The 18,834-nt window shown below is 35.9% G+C and carries 16 protein-coding genes; 12 read left to right on the plus strand and 4 right to left on the minus strand.

Annotated features, from left to right (window positions below; genetic code table 11):
- Positions 1–311: 311 nt before the first annotated feature.
- The 4 genes from QWY86_RS09185 to QWY86_RS09200 all read right to left on the minus strand — a co-directional run bounded on the left by QWY86_RS09185 (position 312) and on the right by QWY86_RS09200 (position 3,955).
- Positions 312–1,172, minus strand: a complete 861-nt coding sequence (locus tag QWY86_RS09185; RefSeq protein WP_290241154.1) for a GLPGLI family protein — start codon at positions 1,170–1,172, stop codon at positions 312–314.
- A 451-nt stretch (positions 1,173–1,623) separates the two neighbouring features.
- Positions 1,624–1,902 carry a DUF4221 family protein gene (locus tag QWY86_RS09190; protein ID WP_290241156.1) on the minus strand — a complete coding sequence of 93 codons (279 nt, stop codon included), beginning with the start codon at positions 1,900–1,902 and terminating at the stop codon, positions 1,624–1,626.
- 265 nt (positions 1,903–2,167) lie between these two features.
- The gene (locus QWY86_RS09195; RefSeq protein ID WP_290241158.1) at positions 2,168–2,896 is read right to left on the minus strand and encodes a YebC/PmpR family DNA-binding transcriptional regulator; all 729 of its coding nucleotides are present in this window, start codon (positions 2,894–2,896) and stop codon (positions 2,168–2,170) included.
- 114 nt (positions 2,897–3,010) lie between these two features.
- Complete coding sequence (locus tag QWY86_RS09200; protein WP_290241160.1) at positions 3,011–3,955, minus strand: NAD-dependent epimerase/dehydratase family protein; 945 nt, start codon at positions 3,953–3,955, stop codon at positions 3,011–3,013.
- Between the two features lie 192 nt (positions 3,956–4,147).
- Between QWY86_RS09200 and QWY86_RS09205 the strand changes: the two genes are divergently transcribed.
- The 12 genes from QWY86_RS09205 to QWY86_RS09260 all read left to right on the plus strand — a co-directional run bounded on the left by QWY86_RS09205 (position 4,148) and on the right by QWY86_RS09260 (position 18,783).
- Complete coding sequence (locus QWY86_RS09205) at positions 4,148–4,708, plus strand: RNA polymerase sigma factor (RefSeq protein WP_290241162.1); 561 nt, start codon at positions 4,148–4,150, stop codon at positions 4,706–4,708.
- Positions 4,709–4,813: 105 nt separating this feature from the next.
- On the plus strand, positions 4,814–5,830 hold the full coding sequence (locus QWY86_RS09210; protein ID WP_290241164.1) for a FecR family protein: 1,017 nt from the start codon (positions 4,814–4,816) through the stop codon (positions 5,828–5,830).
- A 194-nt stretch (positions 5,831–6,024) separates the two neighbouring features.
- On the plus strand, positions 6,025–8,955 hold the full coding sequence (locus QWY86_RS09215) for a TonB-dependent receptor (protein WP_290241166.1): 2,931 nt from the start codon (positions 6,025–6,027) through the stop codon (positions 8,953–8,955).
- Between the two features lie 52 nt (positions 8,956–9,007).
- Positions 9,008–9,913, plus strand: a complete 906-nt coding sequence (locus QWY86_RS09220) for a sugar phosphate isomerase/epimerase family protein (RefSeq protein WP_290241168.1) — start codon at positions 9,008–9,010, stop codon at positions 9,911–9,913.
- 256 nt (positions 9,914–10,169) lie between these two features.
- The gene (locus QWY86_RS09225) at positions 10,170–10,754 is read left to right on the plus strand and encodes a gluconate 2-dehydrogenase subunit 3 family protein (protein ID WP_290241170.1); all 585 of its coding nucleotides are present in this window, start codon (positions 10,170–10,172) and stop codon (positions 10,752–10,754) included.
- Positions 10,755–10,778: 24 nt separating this feature from the next.
- The gene (locus QWY86_RS09230; RefSeq protein ID WP_290241173.1) at positions 10,779–12,479 is read left to right on the plus strand and encodes a GMC oxidoreductase; all 1,701 of its coding nucleotides are present in this window, start codon (positions 10,779–10,781) and stop codon (positions 12,477–12,479) included.
- 81 nt (positions 12,480–12,560) lie between these two features.
- On the plus strand, positions 12,561–13,718 hold the full coding sequence (locus tag QWY86_RS09235; protein ID WP_290241175.1) for a Gfo/Idh/MocA family protein: 1,158 nt from the start codon (positions 12,561–12,563) through the stop codon (positions 13,716–13,718).
- Positions 13,719–13,724: 6 nt separating this feature from the next.
- On the plus strand, positions 13,725–14,777 hold the full coding sequence (locus QWY86_RS09240) for a sugar phosphate isomerase/epimerase family protein (protein ID WP_290241177.1): 1,053 nt from the start codon (positions 13,725–13,727) through the stop codon (positions 14,775–14,777).
- Between the two features lie 31 nt (positions 14,778–14,808).
- The gene (locus tag QWY86_RS09245; protein ID WP_290241179.1) at positions 14,809–15,192 is read left to right on the plus strand and encodes a c-type cytochrome; all 384 of its coding nucleotides are present in this window, start codon (positions 14,809–14,811) and stop codon (positions 15,190–15,192) included.
- A gap of 22 nt (positions 15,193–15,214) precedes the next feature.
- Positions 15,215–16,672: a Gfo/Idh/MocA family protein gene (locus tag QWY86_RS09250; protein ID WP_290241181.1), complete on the plus strand. Its 1,458-nt coding sequence runs from the start codon at positions 15,215–15,217 to the stop codon at positions 16,670–16,672.
- An 82-nt stretch (positions 16,673–16,754) separates the two neighbouring features.
- On the plus strand, positions 16,755–17,435 hold the full coding sequence (locus QWY86_RS09255; RefSeq protein ID WP_290241184.1) for a 3-keto-disaccharide hydrolase: 681 nt from the start codon (positions 16,755–16,757) through the stop codon (positions 17,433–17,435).
- Between the two features lie 124 nt (positions 17,436–17,559).
- Entirely contained in the window at positions 17,560–18,783 is a 1,224-nt protein-coding gene (locus tag QWY86_RS09260) for a nucleoside permease (RefSeq protein WP_290241185.1), read from the plus strand.
- Positions 18,784–18,834 lie beyond the last annotated feature (51 nt).

The raw sequence follows: 18,834 nt of genomic DNA on the forward strand, positions 1-18,834 counted from the left end.
AATGGCTGCCTCTTTTAATACAAAATCGTATGTTATGTTTTTGTTAAACTTAATTGTTCGTGTTTGGTAACCAAAGCAACGTGCCTCAATTAAATAAGAATCTTCTCCGGGTATGTTGGTGTTAAAACTATATTTCCCAAACTGATCTGTCCGGGTAAATTTTAAACCAACTGATTTGCTTTTAAACTGATAGTTGCATTAGCAATAGACTTTTTTAAACTATCAGTTACAGTTCCGTTAATGGTTATCTGAGCGAAACAAAATGATGAAATGAATAAAAAAAAACACAAAGTCCAGCATTTTACCATTGCTTATTTTACTGGTAGTTCTATAGGGTTATTTATTTTGCTGTAACTCATGCCCAGCATATCATTATCATCATCGGCGAAACCACCAGTAGCCAATAATTGACCCAATGTAAATACCTTTGGATTTTTGTACATGGAATCTTTTAATTTATTAATCTCGCTTATAGAAACGGTAATAACTTTTTTTGGCAACGTAATAATAGCAGATTTATCGTAGCTAAATATATCAGACTGGCTTTTAGAAGATATTACACTTTCAAAACCACTAAATAAAAATTCAATTTCTCTATTTTTATCGTATGCTTCAATTATTAAACCAGGTAAACCATGTAGCTTCCAGGGACCAGTACTAAATGGAATATCTGGAGCAAACCAAGCAATCCATTGCCGCCCTTTATAAGTTGCCGTCGCTTTCTGGGTGATTATTTTTCTAAAATTTTTCGTTTCACTAGTCAAATTCCAATCAATTTCTTCTAAAGGTTCCTCATACAAATAATTTCTAACCAGAAATTCTTTTATAAATCTTTTGCGCTCTGCCTGGTGCTGAAATATTTCATCGGTGTAGATTTTTGTTAATCCTGTAACTTTATACTTTATAGGGTTATTATCAACTCTATTTTTAGCTTGTTCAAGTGCTTGTTCTTTAATATTTTTAGCTTGTTTTATTTTATCGTAACTACTAAAAATGGAAGCATTTTTGCCAACCAGTAAAATCATATTTTCTTTATAAACGCTATCTTTGTTAAGCGTATCGCATTTATGGTTCATTATGTAAAATATACGAGCAAATGCACTATCAATTACTTGAGCTTTGCAGAATAAGTGAAACGAATTAAGAAATATGATTATTGCAATAGTTTTCATTCATTTATTTTTTTAAATTCAGATTTATCATTCTTATTTTAAAGTGGTTGTATTTCTACAATTGTATCTTTAAAAATCAATTTAGATGGATATACTGAATTAAAGCCGATTTTTAAAAGTTGATTCTCTATATCTAAAAATGTATTGCCGTAATTAAAGGCATCGGTTGGAACGGAATTTTTAAATAATTTCATATCGGCAATTGCAGTAAATATATACAGCGTGCTTACATCTTTATAATTTTTAATAAAGGCAATTTGCGCATCTGATATGCATCCTGTACAGCCAACACCTGGAATAACAATAACTTTTTATATTTTTCTGCCAGCGAGCCTCTTTTCAAAATGAGCTCAAGATGCTTTGTTTCAAATTGATTATTATAAGTTTTGCTTTGTTGACAAGAGAAAAACAGAATAGCCAATAAAAATAAATGCGTTAATTTTTTCATGACTTATATCTTTATTGTAAAAACATCAAAAACAATCTTACTATTGTCGGCTTGGTAAAGTTTATGGTTAAAAAAAGCTAAACCTTTTTCAGATATGAAATATTGGTTAACTGAATAAACGTTATTATCTATCTTTTGCTCCATTAAAACATTAAAATCTTTGTCTAAAACAATAACACTACACATCATTACCCCAGCTGTGCTTGAAGGAAATCTTAAAAACCTATAATAACAATTACGATATTTATCATAGGCAATACCAATGTTGGTGTAACTATTCATAAAATATAGATTCTGCTCAGCATTCGAAAATTTATTCCTATCAATGAGGCTACCCAATGGTTGATTTACTTAAGTTAACCTAAGTAAACTAGACCCGACATAATGGAAAGCCCGGAGCCCGATTTTTCTTCGGGCGAGGACTTGAAATGGTGGCGGGACTGCTGAAACCGATGAGCAATGAACTTGCTCTTCAAATAAAATAGGCTAAACAAAAAAAGCTTGAAGAAATAATCTCCAAGCCCTTTTTATGAAATATAAAAGTTAATTATTCTGCCATGTTGTGATAAACGGCCTGCACATCATCATCCTCCTCTAATTTATCAATCAGTTTTAAAACATCGGCAGCTTGTTCTTCTGTAACTTCGTGGTGCGAAAGTGCAATACGCTCCAATTTCGAGCTTTTTAATTCAATGCCTTTTTCTTCCAACGCTTTCTGTAACGAACCAAAGTTTTCGAAAGCACCTTGCGCTACTGCAATATCGTTTCCTTCTTCATCGGCTTCGACATATAATTCTTCCAAGCCAGCATCAATCAATTCAAACTCCAATTCTTCCAAATCTAAACCATCTGCAGGTACAAATCTAAAGATAGATTTACGGTTAAAAATAAAATCTAATGACCCGGTTTTGCCTAAAGAGCCGTCAGTTTTATTGAAATAACTGCGCACATTTGCTACGGTACGGTTTGTATTATCGGTAGCGGTTTCAATTAAAACAGCAACGCCGTGTGGTGCATAACCTTCGTAAACAATTTCCTCATAATTTGCCATCGATTTATCCGATGCACGTTTAATTGCAGCTTCTACCCTATCTTTTGGCATATTTACAGCCTTTGCATTCTGCATTGCCGTACGTAAACGCGAATTGGTTTCAGGATTTGGGCCCGACTCTTTAACTGCCATTACAATATCCTTACCAATACGGGTAAATTGTACAGCCATTTTAGACCAACGTTTGAATTTTCTTTCTTTTCTAAATTCGAATGCTCTTCCCATTTTTTAGTATCAAGTATTTAGTATCGAGAAGGGTTAATTGTTTAATTGCTTAAACTGTTTAACTTATGCTCAATAACGATTAACCAATTTAAACAGTTAACCAATTTTACCTTTTTATTTTTTTAAATTATTTAACATATCAATTGTGAGTTTCGATAAATCGTACTCAGGTTTCCAATTCCAGTCTTTTGCAGCAACGCTATCATCAATAGAACGAGGCCAGCTATCAGCAATTTGCTGACGAGGATCTTTATCGCCGTAAGTTAATTTAAAATCCGGAATATGTTTCCTGATTTCTGTTGCTAAAGTTTCTGGCGTAAAACTAACACCTCCAAAATTATAACTGCTTCTAACCGAAATTTTATCGGCAGGTGCATCCATTAGTTCAATAGTACCGCGAATGGCATCATCCATATACATCATTGGCAATTCGGAGCCTGCATTTAGAAAACTCTGGTAACTACCCTTCTTCAATGCATCGTGGAAAATATGAATGGCATAATCTGTTGTTCCGCCACCTGGAGCGGCTTTCCAGCTGATTAAACCCGGGTAGCGAATGCTTCTAACATCTAAACCATATTTTTGATGATAATATTCGCACCAGCGCTCGCCCGCCAATTTACTAATACCATAAACCGTATTTGGGTCCATCGTACAATATTGTGGTGTATTATCTTTTGGCGAATTTGGACCGAATACCGCGATTGAACTTGGCCAATAAACTTTTGCAGTTTTATATTCGAGTGCCAAATCCAAAACGTTTAACAATCCGTTCATGTTTAAATCCCATGCAAGTTTTGGATTTTGCTCGCCTGTGGCGGATAAAAGTGCCGCCAATAAATAAACCTGTGTTGGCTTGTACTTTTTAAAAATACCATTTATCATTTCCTTATCAAGTACATTCACAAACTCAAAAGGAGCCGAGTTTTTTATATCATAATCTGGTCTACGGATATCGCAAGCAACAACATGATCATCGCCATATATTTTGCGCAACATGGTTACCAATTCGGTGCCAATTTGTCCGTTTGAACCTAAAACAACTATATTTTCTTTCATATATTTTTGGGAGAATGAGCAAAGTTAAAAAAATGAGATAAAAAGGGCCATAAAATATTTAAACTTAGTATTTAGACTTAATGCTTAACGTTGAAAAAATGCTAATGTAACATACTAAAAGCAGTTGTTTTTTACACTACCGATTAAAATAATTAATTACATTTACTATAATTGTAGCACACCAAATAAAAAATGAGCCCCTTTGAGCCTGAAAATTCTATTGATTTACTTAGTCGCCTAAAAAAAAGTGATAAGTTGGCTTACGAGAAAATATACTTTGCTTTCAGTAAAGAACTTTTGGTTGCTGCCTTTAAAAAAACCGGCGATAGGGTTATAGCAGAGGAACTGGTTCAGAATATTTTTATCACCCTTTGGGAAAAAAGAGAAACGCTACAAATTGAGAATTTACAAGCTTATCTATTTGGTGCGTTAAAGCTGAGTGTGATTAATCACATCCGCAGTTTGGTTACCGAAAATAAGTACATTGAATACCAAACTTTAAGTTATACCGAAAATAACGATGATACAAACCAAAGTATTGCGCTTAATGATTTATCTGGCATAATAGAAGAAAGCATCAATTCTTTGCCTTCAAAAACACAAGAAGTTTTTAGGCTGAGTAGATATCGATATCAATCTGTAAAGGATATTTCTAACGAATTGAACATTTCTGAAAAGGCCGTGGAGTACCATATCACTCGTTCGATAAAAAGAATTAAAGAATATATTAAGAATTTCTATATATTTTTATAATTGATAATCAGACACTTAAAAAATAATTGAAATTATTTAAGGGATAGGTTTAGGGGTTAATAGGCTTTGCGTTACTTGTATGTATAAAGCCAAATATTTTTCCTTATGAATCAGAAATCATTCATCGATTTACTTAACCGCTATAATAACGGTTTGTGCACAGAAGCCGAAAAGCTTTGGGTTGATAAATGGTATCATAATTTAAACAACAAAAACTTTCAGGATATTTCATCGGCAGAACTTGCAGAAATGCAGGATGGCATATGGCAAAAAATAAATCCGGCTAAAACTGTAAGACCGGTTTCTAAAATAAGAAAGCTTTGGCCAAAAATTGCCATTGCAGCATCGATAATGGTTGCTTTTTTAATTGGTGGTTTATACATGGCAAATACAAACCATGCAGAAAACTCATTTATTAATGCTAATGAAAACCTGAATCTTATCACGAAAACAAATGATGGCACTGAGCCAATTTATTTCTTTTTGAGTGATAGCAGCAGGGTAAAACTGAAACCTAATGCAACCATAATTTATCCTGAAGCATTTGCAACGAATAAAAGAACAGTTTATTTAAAAGGCGATGCTTTTTTCGAAGTGAGTAAAAATCGTAAAAAACCTTTCTATGTTTACAATCAGAATATTGTTGTTAAGGTTTTAGGTACAAGTTTTCATGTAAAATCTGCAAAGAATGGTTTACCAGCACAGGTAGGTGTTAGAACAGGTAAAGTTCAGGTTAATGAAAATGAGGAAAGCACATTATTTAACAGCAATAAAAAAATAGCAAAGCCAATTTTATTAAAACCAAACCAAAAGGGGGTTTTTGCTAATCATAATTTAAATAAAACATTGGTTGATAAGCCTATTCCATTAGCTGAAGCTTACAACATAACTACAAACTTAAACTACAACTTTAAAGAGGAAAGTTTAAAATCGATTTTTAAAACACTTACTGAAGCTTATGGCATAGATATCATTTCTGATAATGAAGATATTTTAGCCTACACATTTACCGGAGATTTAAGCAAAAAAGGTCTTTATGAGCAATTAGACCTTGTCTGCGGTTCTATTTCAAGCAAATACCAAATAAAAGGAACCAGCATTGTGGTTTCAAATAAAAACTAAAACCAAATATAAACAATTATGAAAAGAGCAGTACTTACCAACAGCCCGTAACCGCGGCACCCTTTCCATAATATATTCTTAAAAAACAAAGCCGACAATGTGGGGCATTGCCGGCGAGTTAAATACATCTGAATGTATTCATGGTATTTCTATGTCCAATAAATCCAATCATTTAATGAACAATAACCAAATTTATGAAAAAAAATCAACTTATTTCGCTGGCAATATATGCAATGAGAGTTTCGATTTACCAAATACTTGCAATAACAATATTTTCTTGTACAGCACTTGCTAAAAACGCAGATGCTCAGGCATTTCTTAATAAATCAATTTCAATTAAAGCTGATAAAACAGATATAAAAACCATTATTGAAAAAACAGAATCTTTAGCAAATGTAAAGTTTGTTTACAGCCCACAACTTATAAATTCTGACAGGAAAATTTCAATCAATGTTGTCAATCAAAAACTTAAATACTTTCTTGAGAATTCGCTAAAACGTTATGATGTGGGATATAGGATAGTTAAAGATCAAATTTTGCTCTATTCTATTCCCGCTAATAACAACTTAGAAATTTTAAAGGCTTTTGATGGAACCGTAACCGGAAAGGTAACGGATAGTAAAGGTAACCCGCTTCCGGGCGTATCGGTAACCGTAAAAGGTAAAACTACAGGCACAACAACCGATGAAAATGGTAATTTCTCTTTAAAAAGTTTAACTGTTGACAGTCGCGTATTAGTGGTTAGATATGTAGGTTACATTTCTAAAGAAGTAATGTTATCGCCAGGAAATGCTGATGAAAATATTAGCATCAGTTTATCTGAAGATAATTTACAGTTAGAGAGTGTCGTAGTAACAGGCGGAAATCCAAAGAAAAAATTGGAAAGTAGTGTTGCCTTAACATCTGTAAGTAATAAAGACATTACCAATAGAGCACCACTAAACAGTACAGATTTATTAAAAGCTATACCAGGCTTAACAGTAGAAAGTACAGGTGGTGATGGCCCTGGTAACGTGTGGGTACGTGGGTTTCCGCAACAAGGTGGTTATATTTTCTTGGGTATTCAGGAGGATGGTTTGCCATTATTACCTACCGGTTTTAACACCAATCCATCGGTAGATCAATATTATAAAACTGATTTAACCATTCAAAACATTGAGGCCATTAGAGGTGGTAACGCTGCAATTGTTCAGGCAAATACGCCAGGCGCTGTAGTTAATAACATCAGCTATGCTGGTGCTGATAAACAATACGGTCAGTTCAAATTTACGACCGGCTTTTCTCAGGGATTATATCGTTTTGATGGAAATACTGGTGGCAAAATAAGCGATCATATTAAATACAACATCGGTGGTTTTTACAGAACTGATAACGGAGTTGTTGACCAAGGTTTTAATCCGGCTAACCAAGGTGGGCAGATTAAAGGTAACATGACTTTCAGTTTCAAAAACAACAAGGGATTCATCAGAGTATATGGTAAATATTTGAATGATAAAGTTCAATTCTTATTAACCAGCTATTACCCTTATGATGGTACAGGTAAACCAACAACTTACCGCGATTACAATATGGCAGAGCAATCAATTTTGCCTCGTCAAACAGAATGGAGCTATAACGACCCATCAACAGGACTTCACAACTTTAGTTTAACTGATGGTATTCATACCAAATTAGGTTCGGCTGGCTTCCAGTTTAATTATACTACTGATGCAGGATGGCAAATTGTAAACAATTTCCGTTACCAAAATACACACACAAATAGCACTTACACTGCGCCAGCAGGTATCACGGCAAGAACTGCTGCTACTCCATACTATTATCCTGGTGGAGCAGTTGCACCTTTTGCGGCTGGTGATTATGTAGTTACATCTAACGCACAAGGGCAGATTAACAGCGATGTTCAAGTGGTAAATTACTTAGATTTAAGAAAAACATTTAAAAACCACAGCTTAAACATAGGTGCAGGGATACATCAATACAATCGTGATGATTTACGTTTTGCTTTCCGTTCTTTCACAGAATTTCAAGAGCATCCAAGCATTATCTTGCAATCGCCAACTGCGTTGGAAAGAACCATCCAAACAAAAAATACATTTATTGGTGATACCAGAACTTTATCTCTTTATGCTGGCGATGAAATAAAAATCAACGAAAAATGGCGTTTAGATATCGGCGCAAGAATCGACAATCAAAATGTTAAAGGAGATAGACCATACTATGCATTAAATGCTAACGGAACCGTTAATATTGCTGCAGGTGCTAGTCCGAACATTCTGGGTTACACGGGTTATAATGAAACCTTAACAAACTGGTCTGCATCTATTGGTGCAAACTACAAAATCAATTCAACGGCAAGCATGTTCGCCCGTGCAACTAAAGCATACAATGCGCCAAACATCGGCGATTATAATGCTTCAGCATATAATGCAGCAAACATTAAAAAACGTCCTGTTTATTTAGGTGAGGTTGGTTTTAAATATGCTAAAAACAACTTAGCTGTATTTGCATCAGGAAGTTATTCAGCAATTAAAAATGTATCGTTAACTATTAACGTACCTACAGTTGCAGCAGGACAGCAAGCTTTAATTGCTTTCGGTTCTACCCGTACCTGGAGTGCGGAATATGAAGTATCATACAAAATTGCTAAACCTTTAAGCTTACGTTTTACAGGAACTTTACAAGATTCAAAATACACAGATTACGAAGCTAACACAAGTGCAAATGCGGCAGTTGCGGCAGAATTTGGCAACCGTGTTTACAGTTTTACTGGTAACAGAACAGAGCGTGTACCGGTTCTTAACACAGAGTTAGGTGCAAACTACGAGTATAAAAACTTCAACTTATATGTTGCAGCAAATTATGTAGGTAGCAGATTTACTTCGCCAAGCGAAAGCTATGAATTACCTTCATACGTTGTAATGAAAGCAGGAGCTGGTTATAATTTCACAAAGAAAATAGCAATAAGATTTTGGGCAGACAACTTGTTAGATGCAAAAGTTTTAACCGAGGGTGATGTTCGTGGAGACCAATTTAGAGATTTCTCTAACATTGCTCCAGGAACACTTTTAATAGGAAGAACGTTATTACAACGTACTTTCTGGGGTTCGTTAGCTTATTCATTTTAACAAATAGAGCCGGAGCAAATGTTCCGGCTTTTTCATTTAAACAAAAAACATCATGTCAAACAGAAGAGAATTTTTACAAAAAGCAGGATTAGCCGCAGCAGCAGCTTACCTGTCTCCATCATTTATATCATCAGCCCTAGCAAATCCGACCAAAATTTCTAAAATTGGAATTGGCCTTTTTACATTAAGAGATCAGTTAGCAGCTGATGTAAACGCAACCATTCAAAAAGTAGCAAGTATTGGTTATAATCAGGTAGAAACCTATTACGGCTATCCAGGCAAATATGAAGTTAAAGGTTTCTGGGGATTAGAAGCTAAGGATTTTGTAACGCTATTAAAAAACAACAACCTTACTTCACCAAGTGGACATTACAACACAAGTGATTTCTTATCGGGTAAAGGTGATTCTGTTTTAAAATCACACATCGAAACCGCAGCAACAGTTGGTCAGAAATACTTTGTAATTCCAGCTTTACCAACAGATATTAGAACTAATGGTACTTTAGATGATTACAAAAAAATGGCAGCATTATTTAATCAGGCAGCTGAGCTTTGTAAAAAATCAGGTTTAAAGTTGGCTTATCATAATCATAATTTCGAATATAAAGACCAAGGTAACGGCAAAACAGGCTTTGATGTTTTATTAAACGAAACTGATGCAAAATTGGTTGGTTTTGAATTGGATATTTTCTGGGCTGTAAATGCAGGTTTAAATCCTGTTGAGATGTTTAAGAAAAACCCAGGCAGGTATAAAATGTTTCATGTTAAGGATATGGATAAAACAGATAAAAGTGTTTTTGCTGAAGTAGGTTCCGGACAGATCGATTTCAAGAGCATTTTTGCAGCATCTAATGCTGCTGGTTTAGACTATATTTTTGCTGAACAAGATTTAGTTAAAAAAGACGTTTATACAAGCATCGCCGAAAGCTATAATTACATAAAAAACAACCTGATTTAAGTTTTATTAAATTCAAATATAAACACTTAACTCATTAGTAAAAACAACATTTAAATCTTGGATGATTTTAGCATTATAAAATCGATTTAGAACGGCGCAAAACGAAATCCATACAGTATTATTTAGAACGATTCCACGAAGTAACAATAGCATTGCATAGTGTTAATTATACACAGGCGATTTAATATTTCCGGCATATTTTTCTAATATTACTAAATCAATATATTACAACCAAAATATATAAAATACTATAACAATGCATAGAAGAGAAGCACTAAAAAACGTGGCTTTCTTGTTGGGAGGAGCCATCTCGGCAAGTACGATGGGCGTTTTATTCGAAGGTTTCACGCTCCCGGAAAACGAGAAGAATTTTGTATCATTCTCTCAGCAGGATGAGAAAATCTTTGCTGAATTTGCTGATATAATTGTACCGACTACAAAATCATCTGCCGGAGCAAAGGCTGCCGGGTTAGGCAAATTCATCCCAATGATGATGCAGGATTGTTATCCTAAAGAAATGCAAAATTCTTTTGCTAAAGGATTTCGTGAACTACAGGCTAAATCACTTAGCGATTTCAAGAAAAATTATGTTGCATTAACTGTTCCGGAAAGAACTAAGCTCATGATTGATTTAAGAGCAATGTCGTTGGCGCAAAAAGAAACTAAATCTGAAGAAAACAAAGATTTAGTTTATTTCTTCATCACCGCAAGAGATTTAACTTTATTAGGCTACTATTCTTCTGAAATTGGTTGCACAAAAGCCCGCGAGTATGTTCTTGTTCCAGGAAGATACGATGGCAATGCAAAATTAAAACCAGGTCAAAAATCTTGGGCAACCTAATTTCTAAAACAACAACAAAACATCATGAATTTAAATACAAATTTAAAAGCTGAAAATACTTACGATGCTATTGTTATAGGATCGGGAATTAGTGGCGGCTGGGCTGCAAAAGAACTTACTGAGAAAGGTTTACGTGTTCTAATGCTTGAGAGAGGCATGAACATAGAGCACATCACAGGTTATGAAAACGCTATGAAAAGCCCTTGGGAGTTTAAGCATGCAGGTAGATTAACTGAAGAACAAAAACGTACGCACCCAGTTCAGAAAAGAGATTATCCTTACCAGGAAGCAAATGAAAAATGGTGGGTTAACGATTTGGAATGCCCTTACACTGAAGATAAACGTTTCGATTGGTATCGTGGATTTCATGTTGGTGGTAAATCACTGATGTGGGGTCGCCAGAGTTACCGTTTTAGCGACCATAACTTTGAAGATAACGCAAAGGATGGACACGGAAACGATTGGCCTGTTCGTTACAAAGAACTTTCTCCATGGTACGATTATGCAGAAAGATTCGCTGGCATCAGTGGTTCAAAAGAAAACTGGTCAACTTGTCCTGATGGAGAGTTTTTGCCTCCAATGGACATGAATATTGTTGAAAAATCGGTTAAGAAACGTATTGAGGAAGCCTACAACAGAGAGCGTATCATGATGATTGGCCGCGTTGCCAACCTTACTGTTCCTCACAAAGGTCGCGGAAATTGTCAATATAGAAACTTATGTAGCCGTGGCTGTCCATTTGGCGCATATTTTTCTACTCAATCTTCTACCCTGCCGGCAGCAATGGCAACTAAAAGATTAACTGTTAGACCGTACTCTATCGTAAACCATATCATTCATGATAAGGATACGAAGAAAGCAAAGGGTGTTATGGTAATTGATGCACAAACAAATGAAACAATGGAGTTTTATGCTAAAATCGTTTTCGTTAACGGTTCTACATTGGGTTCTACCTTCATTTTATTAAATTCAACTTCCGATGCACATCCAAATGGATTAGGTAATGGTAGTGGTCAGTTAGGTCACAATTTAATGGATCACCATTTTCGCTGTGGCGCTTCTGGCGATGCTGAAGGCTTTGATGATAAATACACTTACGGTCGCCGTGCCAATGGAATTTATGTTCCGCGCTACCAAAATATTGGTAACGATAAGCGTGATTATTTACGTGGGTTTGGCTATCAAGGCAGTGCGAACAGAAGCAATTGGCAAAGCGATGTTGCTGAGTTATCATTTGGTTCAGGTTTAAAAGAAAAAATGACCAAACCAGGTAAATGGAGCATGGGTTTAGGTGGTTTTGGCGAAATGTTACCTTATTACGAAAATAAAGTTTACATCGATAAAACTAAAAAAGATAAGTGGGGTCAACCAGTATTGGCTATCGATTGCGAGTACAAAGAGAACGAGAAAAAAATGCGTGTTGATATGATGAATGATGCTGCTGAAATGTTAGAAAAAGCAGGCATGAAAAATATCAAAACATTCGACAATGGCTGTTATCCAGGTATGGCAATTCATGAAATGGGTACTGCCAGAATGGGTAACGATCCTAAAACATCAGTTCTAAACAAATGGAACCAAATGCATGAAGTTAGTAATGTTTTTGTAACCGATGGTTCCTGCATGCCATCTATCGCATGTCAAAATCCATCGTTAACATTTATGGCTTTAACCGCACGTGCTGCCGATTATGCAGTAAAAGAATTAAAGAAAAATAATATTTAAATAAAGGTAAAGCTGAAAGGTTTAAGGCGCAGGGTATTCATCCATCGCCTTAAACCTTTTACCATATATCCTAATATCGTTATGCAAAGAAAACTAAGAATGGGCATGATAGGTGGCGGCAAAGACGCCTTTATCGGTGCCGTACATCGCCTTGCGGCAAACATGGATGGTTTAATCGAACTATCTGCGGGCGCTTTGAGTGTAAATCCAGAGGTTGGGTATGAATCGGGTAAAATGTTATTTCTACCAGACAACAGAATTTATAAAACCTATGAAGAAATGTTGCAAAAGGAAAGCGAATTACCAGCTGATGAAAGGATTGATTTTGTAACTATAGTAACTCCAAACTTTGCACATTTTGCTCCGGCAATGATGGCTTTAGAACTTGGTTTTAATGTTGTAATCGAAAAGCCGATTACCCTAACTTTAGAAGAAGCAAAGCAGCTAAAAGCAAAAGTTGAAGAAACCGGATTAACATTATGCTTAACGCATACCTATTCTGGATATCCGATGGTAAAGCAGGCTAAGCAAATGGTTAAGGAAGGTGCTTTAGGTGCGATTCGCAAAATCATTGTTGAGTACCCTCAAGGTTGGTTAAGTAAATTATCAGAACGCGAAGGAAATGCTCAGGCTGCATGGCGTACCGACCCATCTAAAACAGGTAAAAGTGGAAGTATGGGAGATATCGGCACACACGCTGCACAACTTGCAGAATATATTTCAGGCTTAAAAATCACTAAAATTTGTGCCGATTTAAATATTGTTGTACCAGGCAGAGCAATTGATGATGATGGTAACGTTCTATTAAAATTTGATAATGGTTCTAATGGCGTTCTCGTAGCTTCACAAGTTGCAGCAGGTGAAGAAAACGCACTTAAAATAAAAGTTTATGGCGAAAAGGGTGGCTTTGAATGGCATCAGATGGAGCCAAATACTTTAATCGTAAAATGGCTTGATGCCCCTGCACAAATCTATCGCACCGGAAATGGTTACATGGCTAGCTTTGCTAAACACAATACGCGTACACCAGGCGGGCATCCCGAAGGTTATTTAGAGGCCTTTGCAAATATTTATAAAAACTTTGCATTAACGGTTGACGCTAAATTAAATAAGCAAACACCTACTGAAGAAATGCTTGATTTTCCAAGCACTGAAGATGGTATTCGTGGAATGGCATTTATAGAAAATGTAGTAAATTCAAGTAATTCTGACCAAAAGTGGTGGGACTATAAAATTTAATCAATAATGACAACGATAAAGGGACCAGCTGTATTTTTAGCACAGTTTATTAGTGATGAAGCTCCATTTGATTCATTAGATAGCATTTGCGAATGGGCCAAAGGCTTAGGTTTTAAAGGTATTCAAATGCCTACGCTTGATAGCCGTTTTATTGATTTACAAAAAGCTGCTGAAAGTAAAACCTATGCTGATGAGCTTAAAGGTAAAATTGCTTCTTATGGCTTGGAGATTACTGAACTTTCTACGCATTTACAAGGTCAGTTGGTTGCCGTTCATCCGGCTTACGATGATTTATTTGATGCATTTGCACCAAAAGAAGTTCATAAAAACCCAAAAGCAAGAACTGAATGGGCAGTTCAGCAAATGAAATATGCGGCTAAAGCTTCACAAAACTTAGGCCTGAATGCGCATGCTACTTTTAGTGGCTCATTATTGTGGCAATACTTTCATCCTTGGCCACAACGCCCTGCAGGTTTGGTAGAAGAAGGCTTTGCAGAATTAGCTAAAAGATGGACACCAATTCTTAATGAATTTGACAACTGTGGGGTAGATGTTTGTTACGAAATTCACCCGGGAGAAGATTTATTTGATGGTGAAACCTATGAAATGTTTTTATCAGCGGTAAACAATCACCCTCGGGCATGCTTATTGTATGATCCATCACACTTCGTGCTACAACAATTAGATTATATCCAGTACATCGATTTTTATCACGAAAGGATAAAAGCTTTCCATGTTAAAGATGCTGAGTTTAATCCGACTGGAAAACAAGGTACTTTTGGTGGATACCAAAGTTGGGCAAATCGTGCTGGCAGATATCGCTCACCAGGCGATGGTCAGGTTGATTTTAAAACCATTTTTAGTAAATTGGCTCAATATGATTTTAAAGGATGGGCCGTTATGGAATGGGAATGTTGCATTAAAAATCAGGAAGATGGCGCTAGAGAAGGTGCTGAATTTATCAAAAAACACATTATAAACGTAACCGATAAAGCTTTTGATGATTTTGCCGCATCTGGTAGCGATGCTGCATTTAACAGAAGAATTTTAGGTTTATAATTAATTAGCAAAACACACAAATAACAATATCATGAAAAAAACAATTTTAATTTTAGGAGCCGTAGTTATTTTTATGGCATCCTTTTCAAAGGCAGATTTAGAGAAGGAGAAAGCTGTTGCAACAGTTGTAGCAGCAAACAATGCATTTTTTCAAGTATCAGCAGGAGAAAAACTGATTAATAAATCAGACTGTTTAGGCTGCCATAATAAAACCAATAAAATCATTGGTCCGGCTTATGTTGAGGTTGCAAAAAAATATGCCAACACTGAGAAAAATGTAAACTATTTAGCTGATAAAATTATTAAAGGCGGAACTGGCGTTTGGGGAACTATGCCAATGACAGCTCATGCAACTTTAAAGAAAGAAGATGCCAAATTGATGGCAAAATATATTTTATCGTTGAGAAAAAAATAGACCAACCAACAAACCTATTGATATGAAAACAGAGCAAGAAAATAAAAACACGAGTAACCGCCGTGATTTTATTAAAACCAGCGCCATTGCGGCAGCTGCATTTATGATTGTACCTCGCCATGTTTTGGGCGGAAAAGGATTTTTAGCACCAAGTGATAGATTGCTTGTCGCCGGAATAGGTGCCGGCGGTAAAGGTCAGAGCGATATTGCTATGTTTGCAAAAAGTGGCAAAGCCGATATTGCATTCTTATGCGATGTTGATGATAGACGTGCCGCAGCCAGTGTTAAAGCATTTCCGAAAGCTAAATATTATAAAGATTATCGCGAAATGCTTGATAAGGAGCATAAAAACTTCGATGCAGTTTCTGTTTCAACTCCAGACCATAGTCATGCGGTACAAGCACTTGCAGCTATGCAATTAGGTAAGCATGTTTATGTTCAAAAACCTTTAACACACGATATCCACGAAGCTCGTATTTTAACAGCTGCTGCGAAAAAATATAAGGTTGTTACACAAATGGGTAATCAAGGTGCGTCAAATGATGGCCCTCGCCAAATGAAGGAATGGTACGAAGCTGGTTTAATCGGCGATGTACATACTGTTTACGCCTGGACCAATCGTCCGGTATGGCCACAAGGTATCCCCTGGCCTGATAAGAAAGCCGAAATTCCTAAAGAATTAGACTGGAATTTGTGGTTAGGAACTGCTCCGGATAAAGACTACGTAGATAAACTAGTGCCTTTCAACTGGCGTGGATGGTGGGATTACGGAACCGGTGCTTTAGGCGATATGGGTTGCCACTTAATCGAAGCTCCATTTAGCGTTTTAAACTTAAAATACGCTAAAGAAGTTGAAGCAAGTGTCGGCTCTGTTTATGTAGATGAATTTAAACGTGGTTATTTCCCTGAAAGCTGCCCTCCTTCTAGTCACGTTACTTTGAAATTCCCTAAAACGAATAAAACCAAAGGTGATGTTACGATGCATTGGATGGATGGTGGTATTCAACCTGAGCGTCCTGCCGAATTAGAGGCAAACGAAACTTTTGGTGATGGCGGTAACGGAACTTTATTTATCGGAACTAAAGGTAAAATGATGGCTGAAACTTATAGTGCTAATCCAAAATTATTGCCACTTAGCCGAAACAAAGACATTAAAGTTCCTGAAAAATATGCCCGTGTAAAAGATGGTGCAAATGGACATTATGCGCAATGGGTTGATGCAGCAATAGCTGGTTATGGCAAGCAGGAAGTTAGTTCTCCTTTCGAGATTGCTGGTCCACTTACCGAAGCACTTTTAATGGCTAATCTTGCAATAAGAAGTTTTGACATTCAAAAAACGGTTAACGGAAAAGTAACTTATCCTGGTAGATATATGAAAATGCTTTGGGATAATGATAATATGAGAATTACTAATTTTGATGAAGCAAACCAATTCGTTAAACGTGAATACCGTAAAGGTTGGAATGAATTAACGCTTTAAATTCCACTAAATCATTATTACGAGGTATGAAGCAATCTTCTAAATTAGATTGCTTCATATTTTGTTAACAATATTATAAAACATGAAAAAAATCTTCCTATCTGCCTTTATATTACTGGCGGTTACTCAAATATCAAACGCACAAAAGGGCTTTAAGCCGTTATTTGACGGTAAAACAACAAAAGGTTGGCATACTTACAACAAAACAATGGTTGGCAGTGCTTGGCAAGTTCAAGACGGTGCATTACATTTAGATCTTGCAACCAAAGGAAAAGATGGTGGTGGCGATTTAGTTACCGACAAAGAATATGGCGATTTCCACTTGAAATATGATTGGAAAGTTGCTCCAAAAGCAAACAGCGGACTTATCTTCTACATCAATGAAGCACCAAAATATGGCGCTACTTATTCAACAGGATTAGAAATGCAAGTAATTGATAACGATGGACATCCTGATGGTAAAATCACCAAACACCGTGCAGGCGACCTTTACGATTTAGTAAAAAGCTCGTCAGAACCTGTAAAACCCGTTGGCGAATGGAATAAAGCAGAAATCATCAGCAAAAAAGGAAATTTAACATTGATTTTAAACGGTGTTGAAGTTGTTAAAACTACGCTATGGGATGAAAACTGGAAAAACCTTATCGCAGGAAGCAAGTTTGCAACCTGGAAAGATTGGGGTACTTTCAAAACCGGAAAAATCGCTTTGCAAGATCATGGAGATGAAGTATGGTACAAAAACATCTTAATTAAAGAGTTATAAAGTATAGATGATGTAAGAGGGAAAGTGTATAATGTGAATTATCAAAACCTCTTAAATTATCCATTTTTAATCATCCATATTACATTTATTTACAACCTAATTATATATAAAACCAAATAAACTAATGAACAGCACTACTCGCTTCAAACTCTCTTTCATGATGTTCCTGGAATTTTTTATCTGGGGCGCATGGTTTGTTACTATGGGAACTTTCCTTGGTAAAAACCTATTATCGAACGATGTACAGATTGGTTCAGCATACAGTACTCAATCTTTAGGGGCAATAATAGCTCCCTTTTTAATCGGTCTAATTGCTGATAAATTCTTTTCTGCCCAAAAAGTATTAGGTGTTTTGCATCTAGTTGGAGGTGTTCTTCTCTGGGTTGCTGGAACATCGCTAAACTTTGATGCATTTTTCCCATTCATACTTGGTTACATGATTGCATTTATGCCCACTCTAGCATTGGTAAATTCAATTTCCTTCAAGCAACTAAAAGATCCAGGTAAGGAATTTCCTTCTATACGGGTTTTTGGAACCATTGGATGGATTGTTGCTGGAATTGTTATCGGATGGCTAAATTGGGAACAGAGTGGAAATTTAATTTTAACCTTCAAAATGGCTTCCATTGCTTCGATAATATTAGGTGCATTTAGTTTTTTCCTTCCAAATACGCCACCGGTAAAAAAAGGAGAGAAAACATCTATTGGTGATATTTTGGGTTTAGATGCAATTGGTTTGTTAAAGAATAAATCATATTTACTATTTTTTATAGCTTCTGTTGCTATTTGTATACCATTAGCCTTTTATTATAATTTCACCAATCCTTTTCTAAACGAGGTTGGAATGAAAAAAGCTGCTGGAATTCAGTCTTTAGGTCAAGTATCAGAAACCTTGTTTATGTTGCTAATGCCATTATTCTTTTCTCGTTTAGGAGTTAAAAAAATGCTGGCCATTGGTATGTTCGCTTGGGTTGTAAGGTACTTATTTTTTGCTTTTGGAAATGCCGACACCAATTATTGGATGTTAATTGGAGGAATTGTTCTTCATGGAATTTGTTACGATTTCTTCTTTGTTACAGGTCAAATTTATACGGACAGATTAGCTGGAGAAAAATTCAAAAGCGCAGCGCAAGGGTTTATTACATTAGCCACATACGGCGTTGGGATGCTTATTGGTTCAATAATTTCTGGAATGGTTGTTAATAAATATGTTTCAAATGGCTTACACGATTGGCACTCAATCTGGTTAATTCCAGCCGGTATTGCTGGTGCAGTTGCACTATTATTTATACTATTTTTTAAAGATAATAATTCTTCCAAAGCAGAAATAGAAACTTCAGCTCGCTAATAATTACGGCTTCTGGCCTATTTTTAAATTCGCTAATAAGTGAAAAAAACA

This window comes from Pedobacter aquatilis (assembly GCF_030409415.1).
Taxonomy (GTDB): Bacteria; Bacteroidota; Bacteroidia; order Sphingobacteriales; family Sphingobacteriaceae; genus Pedobacter; species Pedobacter aquatilis.

Bases quoted from the DNA above. Each gene is read 5' to 3' on its own strand.
- QWY86_RS09190 (WP_290241156.1), bottom strand. From the start codon at position 1,902: ATGAATAGTTACACCAACATTGGTATTGCCTATGATAAATATCGTAAT.
- QWY86_RS09255 (WP_290241184.1), top strand. From the start codon at position 16,755: ATGAAAAAAATCTTCCTATCTGCCTTTATATTACTGGCGGTTACTCAA.
- QWY86_RS09225 (WP_290241170.1), top strand. From the start codon at position 10,170: ATGCATAGAAGAGAAGCACTAAAAAACGTGGCTTTCTTGTTGGGAGGA.
- QWY86_RS09230 (WP_290241173.1), top strand. From the start codon at position 10,779: ATGAATTTAAATACAAATTTAAAAGCTGAAAATACTTACGATGCTATT.
- QWY86_RS09210 (WP_290241164.1), top strand. From the start codon at position 4,814: ATGAATCAGAAATCATTCATCGATTTACTTAACCGCTATAATAACGGT.
- QWY86_RS09185 (WP_290241154.1), bottom strand. From the start codon at position 1,172: ATGAAAACTATTGCAATAATCATATTTCTTAATTCGTTTCACTTATTC.
- QWY86_RS09215 (WP_290241166.1), top strand. From the start codon at position 6,025: ATGAAAAAAAATCAACTTATTTCGCTGGCAATATATGCAATGAGAGTT.
- QWY86_RS09240 (WP_290241177.1), top strand. From the start codon at position 13,725: ATGACAACGATAAAGGGACCAGCTGTATTTTTAGCACAGTTTATTAGT.
- QWY86_RS09220 (WP_290241168.1), top strand. From the start codon at position 9,008: ATGTCAAACAGAAGAGAATTTTTACAAAAAGCAGGATTAGCCGCAGCA.
- QWY86_RS09245 (WP_290241179.1), top strand. From the start codon at position 14,809: ATGAAAAAAACAATTTTAATTTTAGGAGCCGTAGTTATTTTTATGGCA.
- QWY86_RS09205 (WP_290241162.1), top strand. From the start codon at position 4,148: ATGAGCCCCTTTGAGCCTGAAAATTCTATTGATTTACTTAGTCGCCTA.
- QWY86_RS09260 (WP_290241185.1), top strand. From the start codon at position 17,560: ATGAACAGCACTACTCGCTTCAAACTCTCTTTCATGATGTTCCTGGAA.
- QWY86_RS09195 (WP_290241158.1), bottom strand. From the start codon at position 2,896: ATGGGAAGAGCATTCGAATTTAGAAAAGAAAGAAAATTCAAACGTTGG.
- QWY86_RS09250 (WP_290241181.1), top strand. From the start codon at position 15,215: ATGAAAACAGAGCAAGAAAATAAAAACACGAGTAACCGCCGTGATTTT.
- QWY86_RS09200 (WP_290241160.1), bottom strand. From the start codon at position 3,955: ATGAAAGAAAATATAGTTGTTTTAGGTTCAAACGGACAAATTGGCACC.
- QWY86_RS09235 (WP_290241175.1), top strand. From the start codon at position 12,561: ATGCAAAGAAAACTAAGAATGGGCATGATAGGTGGCGGCAAAGACGCC.